Origin of the sequence: Paraburkholderia haematera, from assembly GCF_905220975.1 — a bacterium.
Taxonomy (GTDB): domain Bacteria; phylum Pseudomonadota; class Gammaproteobacteria; order Burkholderiales; family Burkholderiaceae; genus Paraburkholderia; species Paraburkholderia haematera.
In genome coordinates this window covers 25,647-39,020 of the sequence record NZ_CAJNBK010000042.1, presented here as the reverse complement: position 1 = coordinate 39,020, position 13,374 = coordinate 25,647, and the positions used below count along the sequence as shown (strand labels likewise).

Genomic DNA, 13,374 nt, shown 5'->3' with positions numbered 1-13,374 from the left:
ATGCCGATCCGGGACTGGAAAGCAGCCCTGAACCGCTTCACCATCCAGTTCGAAGAACGGCTCGTGCCGGGTTAAACACAAACCCGTTTACACAAAATTCGGGACACCCCCTCTTAAGCGGGTCCCCCGCGCAGCCACGGTAGTGGTGCATCTGGAATCCGTGCCCTCGCACATTCCGCGCTAGTGACAATGCACTCATCAGCTCCCACTCCGCACTACGTGCGTTGCGGATGGGTCTGCGTGGGAAACCTCGGGCTTCGGTTGGGCGCTGTGGGGGCCATCAGCTTCGCCTCGGCGAAACGCCCAATGCGCAAATACGGCCGCGCTTTGTAAATAACGTCGCTTCACTCCAACCCGCCAGCAAGTCGCACCAACCCACACAGATAAAAGTTCGTACTTCGAATTATGCATCCGGGCATCCGGGCATCCGGGCATCCGGGCATCCGGGCATCCGGGCATCCGGGCATCCGGGCATCCGGGCGTAGGGTGTAGGGTGTAGGGTGTAGGGTGTAGGGTGTAGGGTGTAGGGTGTAGGGGCGAAAAAGGCGTGAGCGCGAAAACGCAGCGATCGGTTTTATAAAATGCGCTTCGGCGCGCGCAGCGCCGCCGGATGTATGACTGCCTTGTCACCGAGGTGGGATGTGCGAGAACACAGATTCCAGATGCACCACTACCGTGGCTGCGCGGGGGACCCGCTTATAAGCTAGCGGTTTGAGCCGCTTTCTTTTGCCTACTTTTCTTTGCGGCAGGCAAAGAAAAGTAGGTGCCCCCCCGCACAGGGGGAACGCTAATAGACCACTAACAAATCAAGAAAAGGCCAAACCCAAAAAGAAAGCCGCCGCAGGCCTTAATCTATGGCCTTCCCAGCCGTCTCCCGCATAAACGGCAACGGCAACAACGACACAACCCCACACCCGATCAAATACCAGGCAGGCGCTAGATTGCTCCCAGAAATCTGAATCAACCAGGTAGCAAAAAACTGCGCAAACCCACCAAAAATCGAGACCCCTAAACAATAAACAATCGACATCCCAGTAGCGCGAATCTTGCGCGGAAACAACTCAGGCAGCATGACGATATTAGGCACGGCCGTAAAAGCGACAAACACCGCCAGCACAGCAACCACCGACAACAACACAGGCACCGTAGGCGAAGCATTGATAATCATGAAAGCCGGATACACGGCAACAATCAGCATCACGCGCGAAATCCACAAAACACGCTTGCGCCCCACCCGATCGGATAATGATCCCGCAATTGGCGAGCAAATCACCGTCACAATCGCCGCGGTCCACGCGGCCCACAGCGCCGACGACATCGGCAAATGCAAAATCCGGATCGCGTAAGTAGACAGATAAAACAGCACGATATAGTTCGCCGCCGTGCCGCCAATCGTCGTCAACACACCCGTCGTAATCACACGCGAATGCTCGCGAAACAACTTGCGAACCGGCTGCGCATCCGGCGCCTGCGCCGCCGAAACAGTACCGTCTTCCACACCCGGCAAGGTTTCATTCAGATGCCGCCGGATATAAATACCAATCGGCCCCATCGCCATGCCGATCACAAACGGCACACGCCAACCCCAACTCTCCAGCGCGGCAGTGGACAGCCCCGCCGCCAGCGCGACACCCAGCAGCGAGCCGCATACGGTGTTCAACCCCTGACTCACGAACTGCCAGCTTCCATAAAATCCGCGCGTCTTGTCGCTACCATACTCAAGCAGCAACGAGGTCGATGCGCCAACCTCGCCGCCCAGCGCGAATCCCTGAATCAATCGCGCAAGAATGATCAGCATCGGCGCGGCGATGCCAATCGCCGCATAGGTCGGCGCGAACGCGATGATCGCCGAGCCGAGCGTCATCATCCACAGCGTGAGACTCATCGCGGCCTTGCGGCCGGCACGATCGGCATACGCGCCGAGAATAATGCCGCCCACCGGCCGCATGATGAAGCCCACGCCGAAAGTACCGGCCGCCAGCATCAGTTGCGCAAGCTGCCCTTCCACCGGAAAGTACAGCTTGCCGATGATCGTCGCGAAGAAGCTATAAATCGTGAAGTCGAAAAATTCGAGGCCGTTGCCGAGTGTGATCGCGGCAATCGCTTTCGCGTGGCTCGTGCGTTTGGCGGGCTGCATGGACGACGCGTCAGCGAGATTCAGCGTGTCGGTGCCTGCGGGTTGCGGTGTAGCGGAATAATCCATCTGTGTCTCCATGTGTCACCTGCCGATTCGCGATTCGCGGCTCTGCGGCCGCTTTGGCAAATTTCTAGCCAGCCTCAGACGAGGAAGGTCTGCGCCAGTCGCACCCAGTAGGCCGCGCCGGTTGCGAGGCAGTCGTCGTTGAAGTCGTAACCCGGGTTATGAACCATGCAACCGCCCTCGCCGTCGCCATTGCCGATGATCAGGTAGCTGCCCGGGCAACGCTCCAGCAGGAACGCGAAGTCTTCGCTGCCGGTCAACGGTTGCATCTCGGCGATCAAACCGTCTTCACCCAGCCAGTCGAGCGCGACCTGCCGTGCGAGACCGGTCATTTGCGCATCGTTGACGAGCACCGGGTAACGGCGTTGATAGTCCACGTGCGCCCGCGCGCCGAACACCGCCGCCTGCCCGCAGGCGACCGCCGTGATGCGCTCCTGCAAATAGTTGCGAACTTCAGGCTTCAGCGCCCGCACGGACAGGCGCATCTCCGCCGTTTCAGGAATCACGTTCGGCGCTTCACCGGCGTGAATCGCGCCGACCGTGATGATCGCCATGTCGAGCGGCGCAATGTTGCGCGACACGATCGACTGCAGCGCCAGCACGATCTGCGCGCACACCACCACCGGATCGACCGCCTTGTGCGGCACCGCGCCATGACCGCCGCGGCCGGTCACCTTGATGATCACCGTATCGGACGACGCCATGAACGAACCGGGCATGAAGCCGAACTTGCCAGTCGGAAAACCGGGCATGTTGTGCATCGCGAAGACCGCGTCGCACGGGAATGTGTCGAACAGGCCGTCTTCGAGCATTTTTTTCGCGCCGGCCTGACCTTCTTCTGCAGGCTGAAAAATCAGGTTCAACGTGCCGTCGAAACTTTTTTCCTGGGCAAGGTGCTTGGCGGCGGCCAGCAGCATCGCCGTGTGGCCGTCGTGGCCGCATGCGTGCATCTTGCCGGGCACCGTGCTCGCATACGGCAGACCGGTGGTCTCGTGGATCGGCAACGCGTCCATGTCGGCGCGCAGGCCGAGTTTGCGCGTACCGCTGCCAACTTTCAGTTGCCCTACAACACCCGTTTGCCCCATCCCGCGATGTACCGTGTAGCCCCACGCCTGCAGGCGCTCGGCGACCAGATCGCCGGTGGCGAACTCTTCGTAAGCCAGTTCGGGCTGCGCGTGGATGCGTCGGCGCAGCGCGATCATTTCGTCTTCGAGTTCGGCGATGCCCGCCGGGATGGCCATGGTGTTCACGATGTCGTCTCCGTCTATGAAAGCGTGAGCCAAGCATAACGACGTCGATTTACCGGCGACAGGCGTAGAATCGTCGCGGCAGCAACCAATGGTTGCCACCCTTCTACGGGTTTTCCAGATGAAACTGCATCAACTCAGCACCTTAGCGGCCATTGCGGATACCGGCAGTATCCGTGCTGCTGCCCGTTCGCTCGACCTTTCACCGGCCGCCGTCACCAAGGCCATGCGCGAACTGGAGGCCGATTTGCACGCGCCACTGCTGGTGCGTGGCGCGAGCGGCGTCGCGTTCACGGAGTTCGGCAGCGCGCTGGTCGTGCATGCCCGGCTGGTGCTCGGCCAGTTGCAACGTGCGCAAGCGGAGATCGAGGCGATGCGTGGCGCGGCGGCCGGCAAACTGTCGATCGGCGTCACGCCGTGGGTGGCGCTGACGTTTCTGCCACCCACGGTGCAGCGGTTCCGCCAGCGCATGCCGGAAGTCCAACTGGAATTCTTCGAGGGTCTGTTGGGGGTCGTGCAACCGCGCTTGCGTGACGGCAGCCTCGATTTTTCGATTGGTCGGCCACCGCCTGCTTCGCCGCAATCGGAGTTTCACAACGTACCGCTGTTTTCGACGCATTCGGCCGTGGTCGCGCGCCGCGATCATCCTAAAGCCGGTTGCCGCACGCTGCTCGAACTCGAAGACGCTGAATGGATATTGAACTGGGATCCCGCGAGCCGCGAGACGATCTCGGACAACGTGTTCCGCAATCGCGGCATGAGGGTGCCGCACACGATCCACCTCGCGCACTCGCTCGCCGTCGTGCTCGGCCTGCTCGCCCAGACGGACATGCTCAGCATTTTTCCGTGGCCGCTCGTCGAGGTGATCACCGCGAAGGAAAATCTATGGGCGCTGCCCTTGCGCGAAACGGTGGATGAAACCATCGTCAGCATCACGTCGCGGCGCGGCGCACCGACCAGTCCGGCGGCCACGTGTTTTCTCGACTGTTTGCGCGAAGTGATCGACGAAGGCGCGCGCTCGCAAGACCCCGAACTGCGCCGCCTCTTTCATTCAATCGAACTGCTGTTGTAGCGGCGTGGCCGGATGGCGTCGTTGAGCGGCGTCACAGGTGCACGTCGGCCTGAATGACCACTCGCTACTGGCTGGATAAATGCTGGTGCAAAAACGGCACGAAGCCGTTTTGCGTCGGACCGATCTGCTTGACGCAATCGTCATAGTCAGCGCCCATCGCGCGATCCTGGCCATACATGCCACGGCACTGCGCATACAGCGTGATCGTCGCCCCGCCGCCCTTGGCCACGCGTGTGGCCGAATAAACCGCATGCCCCGAACGGCTCGGAACGTCGGTCTCGATCCCTGCCGCGTCCGCACGGACGATCGAGGTGTAAGAGTGCGCGGCCACGTAGTCTTTTGTGAGCGACCAGGCCTTGTCGCATTGCGCCTGATCCGTGCACGCAATAGCGGCGTTGCGCTGCGCGGCATCGAGCAGGTTCTCGGAGCGGGTGAAGTCACGCGCCTGCGCCTCTTCCTTTTCGGCGGACATGCAGCCACTCAGGGCAAGCGCGGCAAGCGCAATAGCAATAGTTGTTTTCACAGGTTGAAGGTCCGATGGCGAATTCCGGAGAGGATTATAGACGCCCTCAACAGGCGCCCACCGATCCGGAACGGCCATCGGAAAGCTGCGGTCACGGTGATCTGACGCAGCACGACGCATGCCTCAATCCGCGTAGCCGACCACGCCCTTGATCTCCAGAAAATCCTCGAGACCGAACTCGCCGTACTCGCGGCCATTGCCCGATTGCTTGAAGCCGCCGAACGGCGCATCGGGGTTGTAGTCCGCGTAGTTCAGATAGATCGTGCCGGTACGAAGACGCTTCGCCACGGCATGCGCATGCTCGATCGACGCGGACTGCACATAGCCCGCGAGGCCATAGAGACTATCGTTGGCCATCGCGATCGCCTGGTCTTCGGAGTCGTAGCCGAGAATCGACAGCACCGGCCCGAAAATCTCTTCGCGCGCGATCGTCATGTTCGGCGTGACATTGCCGAATACCGTTGGGCGTACGAAGTAACCCTCCTTCAATCCTTCAGGACGGCCCGGGCCGCCGGCCACCAGCGTCGCGCCCTCTTCGATGCCCACGCCGATCAGCCGCTGGATCTTGTCGAACTGCTGCTCGCTGATGACAGGCCCAAGATCGATACCCTTGGCATCCGCGGGACCGACAACCAGCGCTTCGGCCGCCTCCTTCGCGTACGCCAATGCCTCGTCCAAACGTGCGCGCGGCACGAACATGCGGGTGGGCGCATCGCACGACTGGCCGCTGTTGTCGAAACACGCACGCGTGCCGCGCATCACCGCCTGCTTCAGATCGGCATCTTCGAGAATCAGGTTGGCCGATTTGCCGCCCAGCTCCTGATGCACGCGCTTGACCGTATCCGCCGCGGCCTTGGCGACCTGCACGCCCGCACGCGTCGAACCGGTGAACGACATCATGTCGATGTCCGGATGACGCGACATCGCCTCGCCCACCGTTGCCCCTTCGCCGTTGACGAGGTTGAACACGCCGGCCGGCACGCCCGCTTCGTCGAGGATCTCGGCGAAGATGATGCCGGAAAGCGGCGCCAGCTCCGAGGGTTTGAGCACCATCGTGCAGCCGGCCGCGAGCGCGGGCACGACCTTGGTGGCGATCTGCAAAGCCGGCCAGTTCCACGGCGTAATCAGTCCGCACACGCCGACCGCTTCCTTACGGATCAGAATGCTGTTCTTCACGCACTCGAATTCGAACGTATCGAGCGTGCGGATCATCGTCTCGAGATGCGCGACGCCGGTCCACGCCTGCGCGTCGTTCGCATATTGCAGCGGTGCACCCATCTCACGGCTGATCGCATGCACCATGTCGTCGTAGCGCTTGCGGTAGACGTCGAGGATCGCTTGCAGCAGATCGATTCGTTGCGCGATCGTCGTCTCGCTGTAGGCGGGAAAGGCACGCTTCGCCGCGGCCACGGCGCGGTCGACATCGGCCGCGCTGCCCAACGAAATCTGCGCGAACGCGGTGGCCGTGGACGGATCGATCACGTCGAGCGTGGCAGCGCCGGCCGGTTTGGCCGAGTCTTGCGGTTCGACCCATTGGCCGTCGATGTAAAACTGTTTGGCGTGTTCCATGGACTTAGTCCTTTTCATGAATGTGTTAGGTCAGACGGTGGGCCGCACATCGCGCCCGCAGCGGTATCGAATGCTTTACATCGACGCCGCTCAATCTGAATGTCTTCAAATCGAAATTCATCGCTACGCAGCTTTGGCTCAGACTCCGGTTCTGCTTCGATTTCGTCATCGAATCCCCCGTTTTTGAATGACATTAACCAGGAGAGACACATGAGCACCACCACTTTCACCCGCATCGACGCTAAAGGCCCCGGCGCTTCCGGCCTGAACCCGGCCCTGCACGACCCCGCCGACGTCATTCTGGAAGGCGCCAAGGCACCGCACGCCCTCAACGCCTTCTCCGACGCGACCAACATGCTGTCCGCCGGCGTATGGCAGTGCGATGCGGGCACGCTGAAGCTGGCCGACCTGCCGATCCACGAAGTCTGCGTGCTGATCGAAGGCGAAGTCGTCATCACCAGCGACGACGGCCGCAGCGAACGCTATGCCGCTGGCGACGCCTTCATCCTGCACAAGGGCTTCTCGGGCACGTGGCACATGCCGGTGGCGACCAAGAAGTACAGCATCGTGTACTGCGGCTGATTCACCCTGCATCACACTGTTGCTTCTACAGGAACCGCACCCCGCACCTTAAGGTGCGGTACCCCTTAAGGTGCGGTTTTTTTATTCTGGCGGCAATGAATAAAAAACCGCCAGACTCATGAACACCCTCGCGACACCCCCCGCCCCTACATCGGAAAACCCAGCGCCTTGATCGAATTGATCCAGAGCCGCCGCCAGCCGCCGCGATCGTCGGCGCCGTCGAATGCGTTGAAGGTGATCTTCGCGGCGATCCAGCGCAGCGGTTCCGGCGGAATGTACGACGGCCCTTTGCGCGAAATATCCAGCGACGTAATCAGTGTCTCGCGATTCCACAGCATGTCGAGACCCATCTTCGCACCAAAGCGGCTGCCTGCCACGCCAAAGCCCGTATAGCCCGCTACAAACACGCTCTTGCCGCCGTGATAGCGGCGCGCGAACACGGCGCCACGTGAACAGTAGTCGATCGGGCCGCCCCATGCATGGGTGAAGCGCACGTCGTCCAGTTGCGGGAACGTTCGATAGAACGCTTCGGCGAGCTTGTAGTACGTGCTCTCGTCACGATCCGCGGCCGGATTCGGATCGCCGCCGAAGTGATAACTCACCCGGCCGCCGAAAATGATCCGGTTGTCTTTGGTGAGACGGAAATAATTGAGCTGCGTACGCGTATCGTAGATGCCCTGGCGATTGTTCCAGCCGATGCGCGCCATCTGCTCCTCGCTCAACGGCGCGGTCGCGATGATGTGATCGCGCACCTGCATCACGCGGCGCTTGATGTCGGTCACGCCCACATCCGCGGTACCGGTGCCGAGCAGCACGCGCCGCGTTTCGATGCGGCCCGCCTGCGTATGGACGATCATCGTCGCGCCGAGATCTTCCAGGCGCGTGATCGGCGAGTGTTCATGCAAACGCACGCCGAGTTTCAGCGCAGCGGCTTTCAGGCCCCACGCGAGCTTTGCCGGATGAATCGTGCCGCTGCGATTGCGCGACCACATCGCGCCCGCGAACAAGGGCGAATCGAGTTGTTCCCGTGCGCCTTTGCTGTCGAGCAGCACGACATCATGCCCATGGGCAACATGCAGCTCGTAATCGCCTTTCAGATGATCGAGATGCCCCGGTTCGACCGCCACCGTCATCTCGCCATTCCATTCCACGTCCGCTTCAATGCCGTAACGCGTCAACGATTCCTTGAAGCCGTCGAGGTTCTCCTGTCCCAGCTTTTCCAGCACATCGAGGTCCTGCGGAAAGACCCGCGTCGCATTCGGCAAACCATGCATCACCGACGTGGAAATAATCCCGCCCGGACGGCCCGATGCACCATAAGCCACCTTCCCCGCTTCGACCAGCACCACGTCGAGCGAGGGGTCCGCTTCTTTCGCCTGAATCGCGGCCCATAAACCGGTAAAACCACCGCCCACCACCACCAGATCCGCGGAAGTCGGCCCGATCAATTCCCGTTCGACGGCCGGTGCGCGCGGATTGTCCAGCCAGAACGGAAACAGCTTTACACCTTCAAACGCGCGCTTTACTGACTCGCTCATCTTGATTGCCTACTTAACTTGAAACTCATTGCATTTGCTGCGTGACGGTTGCCTCTGTGCGGTCTTGGTACAGCGCGTACCGTGCCTGAGCACATCGCCTCCTCGAACCGCACGATTCAACCCGCGTCCTGCGTGTCCAGCGCTTCCTCGCGTTCGCGTTGCACGGCAGGCTGCCGCGATTTCGATACCGGATGCGCCTTCATTTGCGTGTTCAAATGCGTGCTCAATTGCGTACTCAATTGCGCCCCGCCAGCCTTAAGCTTAGTCGCCGGCACCACCGGATGCACGATCACATTGTGCTGCGAACCGCCGCGCAACCAGCGTCGGCCAAGCGGCCCATACACGCCATCCGGTTCAGGAAAGCAGTGCAGCAACGCGATATACAACGCGCAGGCGAGTGTCAGCGACACCGGCATGCTGATGTCGAGACCACCGGCGAGCTGCCCGAGCGGACCGACGAACTGATCCGGCAGATTCACGAAGCACAGGCCGATCGCCGCGCTCGGAATCCACGCGCCCATCGCGCGCCAGTTCCAGCCATGCGTGAACCAGTAGTGACCCCCACGGCCGCCGCGATTGAACACCTGCAGATCGTCGGACAGATAAAAGCCGCGCCGCGTCACGAAGCCGATGATCATGATCACCATCCACGGGCAACTGCAGACGTTGATCAGCACCGAGAACGTCGACACGCTTTCGACCAGATTGAACGCGAAGCGGCCAAGGAAGATGAAACCGATTGCGAGGCTGCCGATCAGCAGCGTGGCGCGCACCCGGTTCAGAAACTTCGGGAACATGCTCGACATATCGAGCCCGGTGCCGTACAACGCCGTCGTTCCCGTCGACATCCCGCCGATGATCGCAATCAGGCACACCGGCAGAAAGAACCAGTTCGGCGAGATCGCGAGCAGACCGCCCACATAGTTATTCGAGGCGATGAAATCCGGAGCCTTGCTCGCAATGATCGTCGCGGTGGCGAGACCAAAGAAGAACGGCACGAACGTGGCCAGTTGCGCGAGCATCACCGCGAGAATCGTGCGTTTTTTCGGCGTGTTCTGCGGAATATAGCGGGCCCAGTCGCCGAGCGTGCAGGCGAACGAAACCGGATTGCTCATCGCGACCAGCACGGCGCTGACGAACGCGGGCCAGAAACCCACGGAACCGAGCGCCACCTTGCCGGCGTACGCGCTATTGAACGGCCCGGCGAACGCCACGATGCCGACCACGAACAGCAGACTCGCCGCCCACACGGCGATCTTGTTGACCCACAGCATGAAGCGGAAGCCGTAGACGCAAACGGTGAGCACCAGCACCGCAAAGAGACCGTATGCGAAGCTCAGCGTCATCCAGTTGACCGGCAGGCCGAGCAGATGATTCGCGCCGCCCACGAGCGCGTCGCCCGAACTCCACACCGCCAGCGAGAAGAATGCGACCGCGGTCAACACCGCGAGAAAGGAACCGACGATCCGGCCATGAATACCGAAATGCGCGCCCGACGAAACCGGATCGCTCGTGCCGTTGCGCGGGCCGAACAGGCCCATTGGCGCAAGAATGCATGAACCGATCACCACGCCGAGCACGATCGAATAAACGCCCGCCTTGAACGACAAACCGAGCAGCACCGGAAAACTGCCGAGCACCGACGTGGAAAAAGTATTGCAACCGCCGAACAGCAAGCGGAACAGATCGATCGGCCGCGCATAACGCGAGCGATCCGGAATGCGTTCAAAACCGAATGTTTCGACTTGGGTGATGCTGTTGCTGCTCATTGTCTCCAACTCCTGTAACGGCCAGGCCTCGCTCACAATGGCTCGCCACGGGAATGCGGCGTCCACTTTTCTCAAATGTCTGGACGTCACTGTAAAGACAATCGGCGCGGGCAAAAATACCGCCCGCCCAACCTTTACTTCGATCTCGGACGATGTAACCTGAAACGCCCGTCCCACAAGGCTTTCCGAATGTAGCGAAAGGCCTCACGAGGTCTTCCTTCGGACCCTGCGGAGTGCAAACGTCGAAGCGAATAGCGAGAATCCGCGCCTCAGAGCGGACTTGCCTCGCGCGCCTGACGGCGCCGCTTCGCTGCGGCGACGGCCGGCAACGGCACCCGCACCGCGCCGGACATGCCGTGCTCAATCAGAAAATCGCGGAACAGCCCGGCGACGTGCGGCAGGCGTTTATCGGACACATGCATCACGTACCAGTCGCGCTCGATCGGATTGGCGGGCAAAGGCAGCAACGCCAGCAAGCCGGCCTGAAATTCGAGCGAACACGCATGCAGCGACAGAAACGCGACACCCAGGCCCGCCTCGACCAGTTGCTTGATCGCCTCGTTGCTCGAGAGTTCGGAGCCGATATGCAGCTTGTGGCCGGCTAGCCGAAACAGATTCTCGACGGTTGAGCGCGTGCCCGACCCCCGCTCCCGTACGAACAGATTCGTGGTTTGCAGATCGTCCAACGAGAGGCGCTTTTTCTTCATGAGCGCGTGGGCCGGCGAGGCGACGAACGCCATGGGATGCTTCGCGAAGGCGGTCGCCACTGTGCGCAATTCGCGCGGTGCGCTACCCATCACCGCAAGATCGATCTCATGCGTGGCCAGCATGCGGATGATGTCCGCGCGATTGCCCACCTTGAACTGCACCTTCACTTGCGGGCGCAACTCGGTGAAGCGCACCAGAAAAGGCGGGATCAGATACTCAGCGGTCGTGATCGCGCCGATGCGCAGCGTGCCGCCCTGCTCGCCTTGCAATGCGGCGAGATCGTCCGCCGCGCCATTCCACAAATCGAGGATTTCCAGCGCATAGCGCGCGAGGATTTCGCCCGCTGCGGTCAGTTGCACGCCACGGCCCACCCGCTGCAACAGCGGCGCCCCCGCCGCTTCTTCGAGCAAACGCACCTGCAGCGACACCGCGGGTTGCGTGAGTTTCAATTCTTCAGCCGCGCGCGACACGCTGCCGAGCTTCGCGACCGTATGCAGGGCCTTCAATTGACGGAACGTGGCGACTTTTAGCATAAGTGAAAACCTATATGTTCTCTATAAACATTAAATTGTGCTGCGGTTTCAGCCGATTCTATACTGACCCCGACAGATGAGGCCGACGAATCCCGGATATAGCCCGGAACGCCTTCGCCGGCCGAGCAACGATAACTTCAGGAGGATCAGGATCATGGCCGCAATCGATCAGCAAACACCCTCTGACACGCAAGGCACGCAGCCCATGCTGCACACGGCGGATGTAGCGGAAGTGAAGCAAACGACGCAAGCAGCGCCGCATCGCATCGTGATCGTTGGCGGCGGAGTCGGCGGCCTGGGGCTCGCTACGCGGCTGTCGGAAACGCTCGGGCGCGCCGGTCTCGCGCAAGTCGTGCTGGTGGATCGCTGGCCGACGCATTTCTGGAAGCCCTTGCTGCATGAAGCCGCATCGGGTCAACTTGATCCAGCCACGCATCAGCTGCAATACGCTGTGCAGGCGCAACGGCATGGCTTCGAATTCGAACAGGGCGAACTCGCCGCGCTCGATCGCACGAACCGGCACATCACGCTGAATGCGCTCCACGACGCCGACGGCCGCGAAATCCTGCCGTCACGGCAGCTTGCCTTCGACACGCTGGTGCTGGCAATGGGCAGTGTCACGCAATATTTCGGCGTGCCCGGTGCGGCCGAACACGCCTTGCCGCTCGAATCGGTCGCGCATGCGGAAGCGTTTCGCCGCCGGCTGCTCGACGCCTGCCTGCGTGCGAACCATGCACGCCGTGCGCGGACCGCGCAGGCGGACACACCGGTGTCGATCAACATCATCGGCGCGGGTGCAACAGGCGTTGAACTCGCCGCCGCGGTGCGCGATACGGTGCGTCTGCTGAACCGCTACAGTCCGTTTTCGCTCGACCCCGTGCGCGACTTTCGCATCCGTCTGATCGAAAGCAGCGATCGCGTGCTGCCCGCGCTGTCCGAAACGATCTCGGCGCGCGCGCAGAAAATGCTCGGCCGTCTCGGCGTCGACGTGTTGAACGCCACGCGCGTCACCGAAGTGCGCGCCGATGCTGTGCTGACGAACGAAGGCGAGCCGCTCGCGAGCGACATCGCAATCTGGACCGCCGGCATCGCGGGGCCGCCGGTGTTGCGCTCGCTGGACGGCATCGCGGTGAATCGCAACGCACAGGTGCAGGTGAACCGCACACTGCAATGCGCGAACGACGCGAACATATTCGGACTCGGCGATTGCGCGGCCTGCCCGTCTTCTGACAACGCGAACACATTTCTGGCCCCGCGCGCTCAGGTCGCGCACCAACAGGCGTTGTTTCTGGCGCGTGCGTTGAAGTGCAGGATCGCGAACGAGCCCTTACCTGAGTTTGTCTATCGCGACGCCGGGACGCTGGTCGGTTTTGGCCGTGAAGGCACGATCGGCAGCCTGAGCAACGGCTTGCTGACGCAGCCGGTGTTCGTCGACGGTTGGCTGGCAACGGTCGTCTACAAGCTCATCTACCGCCGCCATGTGATGACGCTGACGGGCTTTGCACGCATGGCGCTCGATTCGGCGAGCCACTGGTTACGCCGGCGCGTGCATCCGGTGATCCGGCTGCATTGAACGCTTTCGACGCGCGCACACCCCGGAGCCGGTTCGGGCTCCAACGTGTGCACATCGCCG

Annotated in this window: 9 protein-coding genes and 1 pseudogene; 3 read left to right on the top strand and 7 right to left on the bottom strand. The window is 61.6% G+C overall.

Features of this window, described 5'->3' with window-relative positions:
* Positions 1 to 847: 847 nt before the first annotated feature.
* Together KHO23_RS33520 and KHO23_RS33515 are read right to left on the bottom strand one after the other, a co-directional pair.
* On the bottom strand, positions 848 to 2,203 hold the full coding sequence (locus KHO23_RS33520; protein WP_211617221.1) for an MFS transporter: 1,356 nt from the start codon (positions 2,201 to 2,203) through the stop codon (positions 848 to 850).
* 74 nt (positions 2,204 to 2,277) lie between these two features.
* On the bottom strand, positions 2,278 to 3,450 hold the full coding sequence (locus KHO23_RS33515) for a M20 aminoacylase family protein (protein WP_211617219.1): 1,173 nt from the start codon (positions 3,448 to 3,450) through the stop codon (positions 2,278 to 2,280).
* 118 nt (positions 3,451 to 3,568) lie between these two features.
* Here KHO23_RS33515 and KHO23_RS33510 point away from each other — a divergent pair, with 118 nt between their 5' ends.
* A complete protein-coding gene (locus KHO23_RS33510) occupies positions 3,569 to 4,519 on the top strand; it encodes a LysR substrate-binding domain-containing protein (protein ID WP_211617217.1) in 951 nt (316 codons plus the stop codon).
* Positions 4,520 to 4,583: 64 nt separating this feature from the next.
* Here the strand turns inward: KHO23_RS33510 and KHO23_RS33505 are convergent, their stop codons facing one another.
* Both KHO23_RS33505 and KHO23_RS33500 read right to left on the bottom strand, forming a co-directional pair.
* Complete coding sequence (locus KHO23_RS33505) at positions 4,584 to 5,042, bottom strand: hypothetical protein (protein ID WP_211617215.1); 459 nt, start codon at positions 5,040 to 5,042, stop codon at positions 4,584 to 4,586.
* Between the two features lie 123 nt (positions 5,043 to 5,165).
* A complete protein-coding gene (locus KHO23_RS33500; protein WP_211617213.1) occupies positions 5,166 to 6,611 on the bottom strand; it encodes an aldehyde dehydrogenase family protein in 1,446 nt (481 codons plus the stop codon).
* Positions 6,612 to 6,821: 210 nt separating this feature from the next.
* Here KHO23_RS33500 and KHO23_RS33495 point away from each other — a divergent pair, with 210 nt between their 5' ends.
* Positions 6,822 to 7,193, top strand: a complete 372-nt coding sequence (locus KHO23_RS33495; RefSeq protein ID WP_211617211.1) for a cupin domain-containing protein — start codon at positions 6,822 to 6,824, stop codon at positions 7,191 to 7,193.
* 146 nt (positions 7,194 to 7,339) lie between these two features.
* Here KHO23_RS33495 and KHO23_RS33490 read toward each other — a convergent pair whose 3' ends face one another.
* The 3 genes and pseudogenes from KHO23_RS33490 to KHO23_RS33480 all read right to left on the bottom strand — a co-directional run bounded on the left by KHO23_RS33490 (position 7,340) and on the right by KHO23_RS33480 (position 11,741).
* The gene (locus tag KHO23_RS33490; RefSeq protein ID WP_211617209.1) at positions 7,340 to 8,731 is read right to left on the bottom strand and encodes an NAD(P)/FAD-dependent oxidoreductase; all 1,392 of its coding nucleotides are present in this window, start codon (positions 8,729 to 8,731) and stop codon (positions 7,340 to 7,342) included.
* Between the two features lie 302 nt (positions 8,732 to 9,033).
* Positions 9,034 to 10,500, bottom strand: a pseudogene (locus tag KHO23_RS33485) (purine-cytosine permease family protein); the annotation flags it as partial.
* A 269-nt stretch (positions 10,501 to 10,769) separates the two neighbouring features.
* The gene (locus KHO23_RS33480; protein ID WP_211617205.1) at positions 10,770 to 11,741 is read right to left on the bottom strand and encodes a LysR family transcriptional regulator; all 972 of its coding nucleotides are present in this window, start codon (positions 11,739 to 11,741) and stop codon (positions 10,770 to 10,772) included.
* Positions 11,742 to 11,946: 205 nt separating this feature from the next.
* Here KHO23_RS33480 and KHO23_RS33475 point away from each other — a divergent pair, with 205 nt between their 5' ends.
* Complete coding sequence (locus tag KHO23_RS33475; protein WP_211617225.1) at positions 11,947 to 13,314, top strand: NAD(P)/FAD-dependent oxidoreductase; 1,368 nt, start codon at positions 11,947 to 11,949, stop codon at positions 13,312 to 13,314.
* Positions 13,315 to 13,374 lie beyond the last annotated feature (60 nt).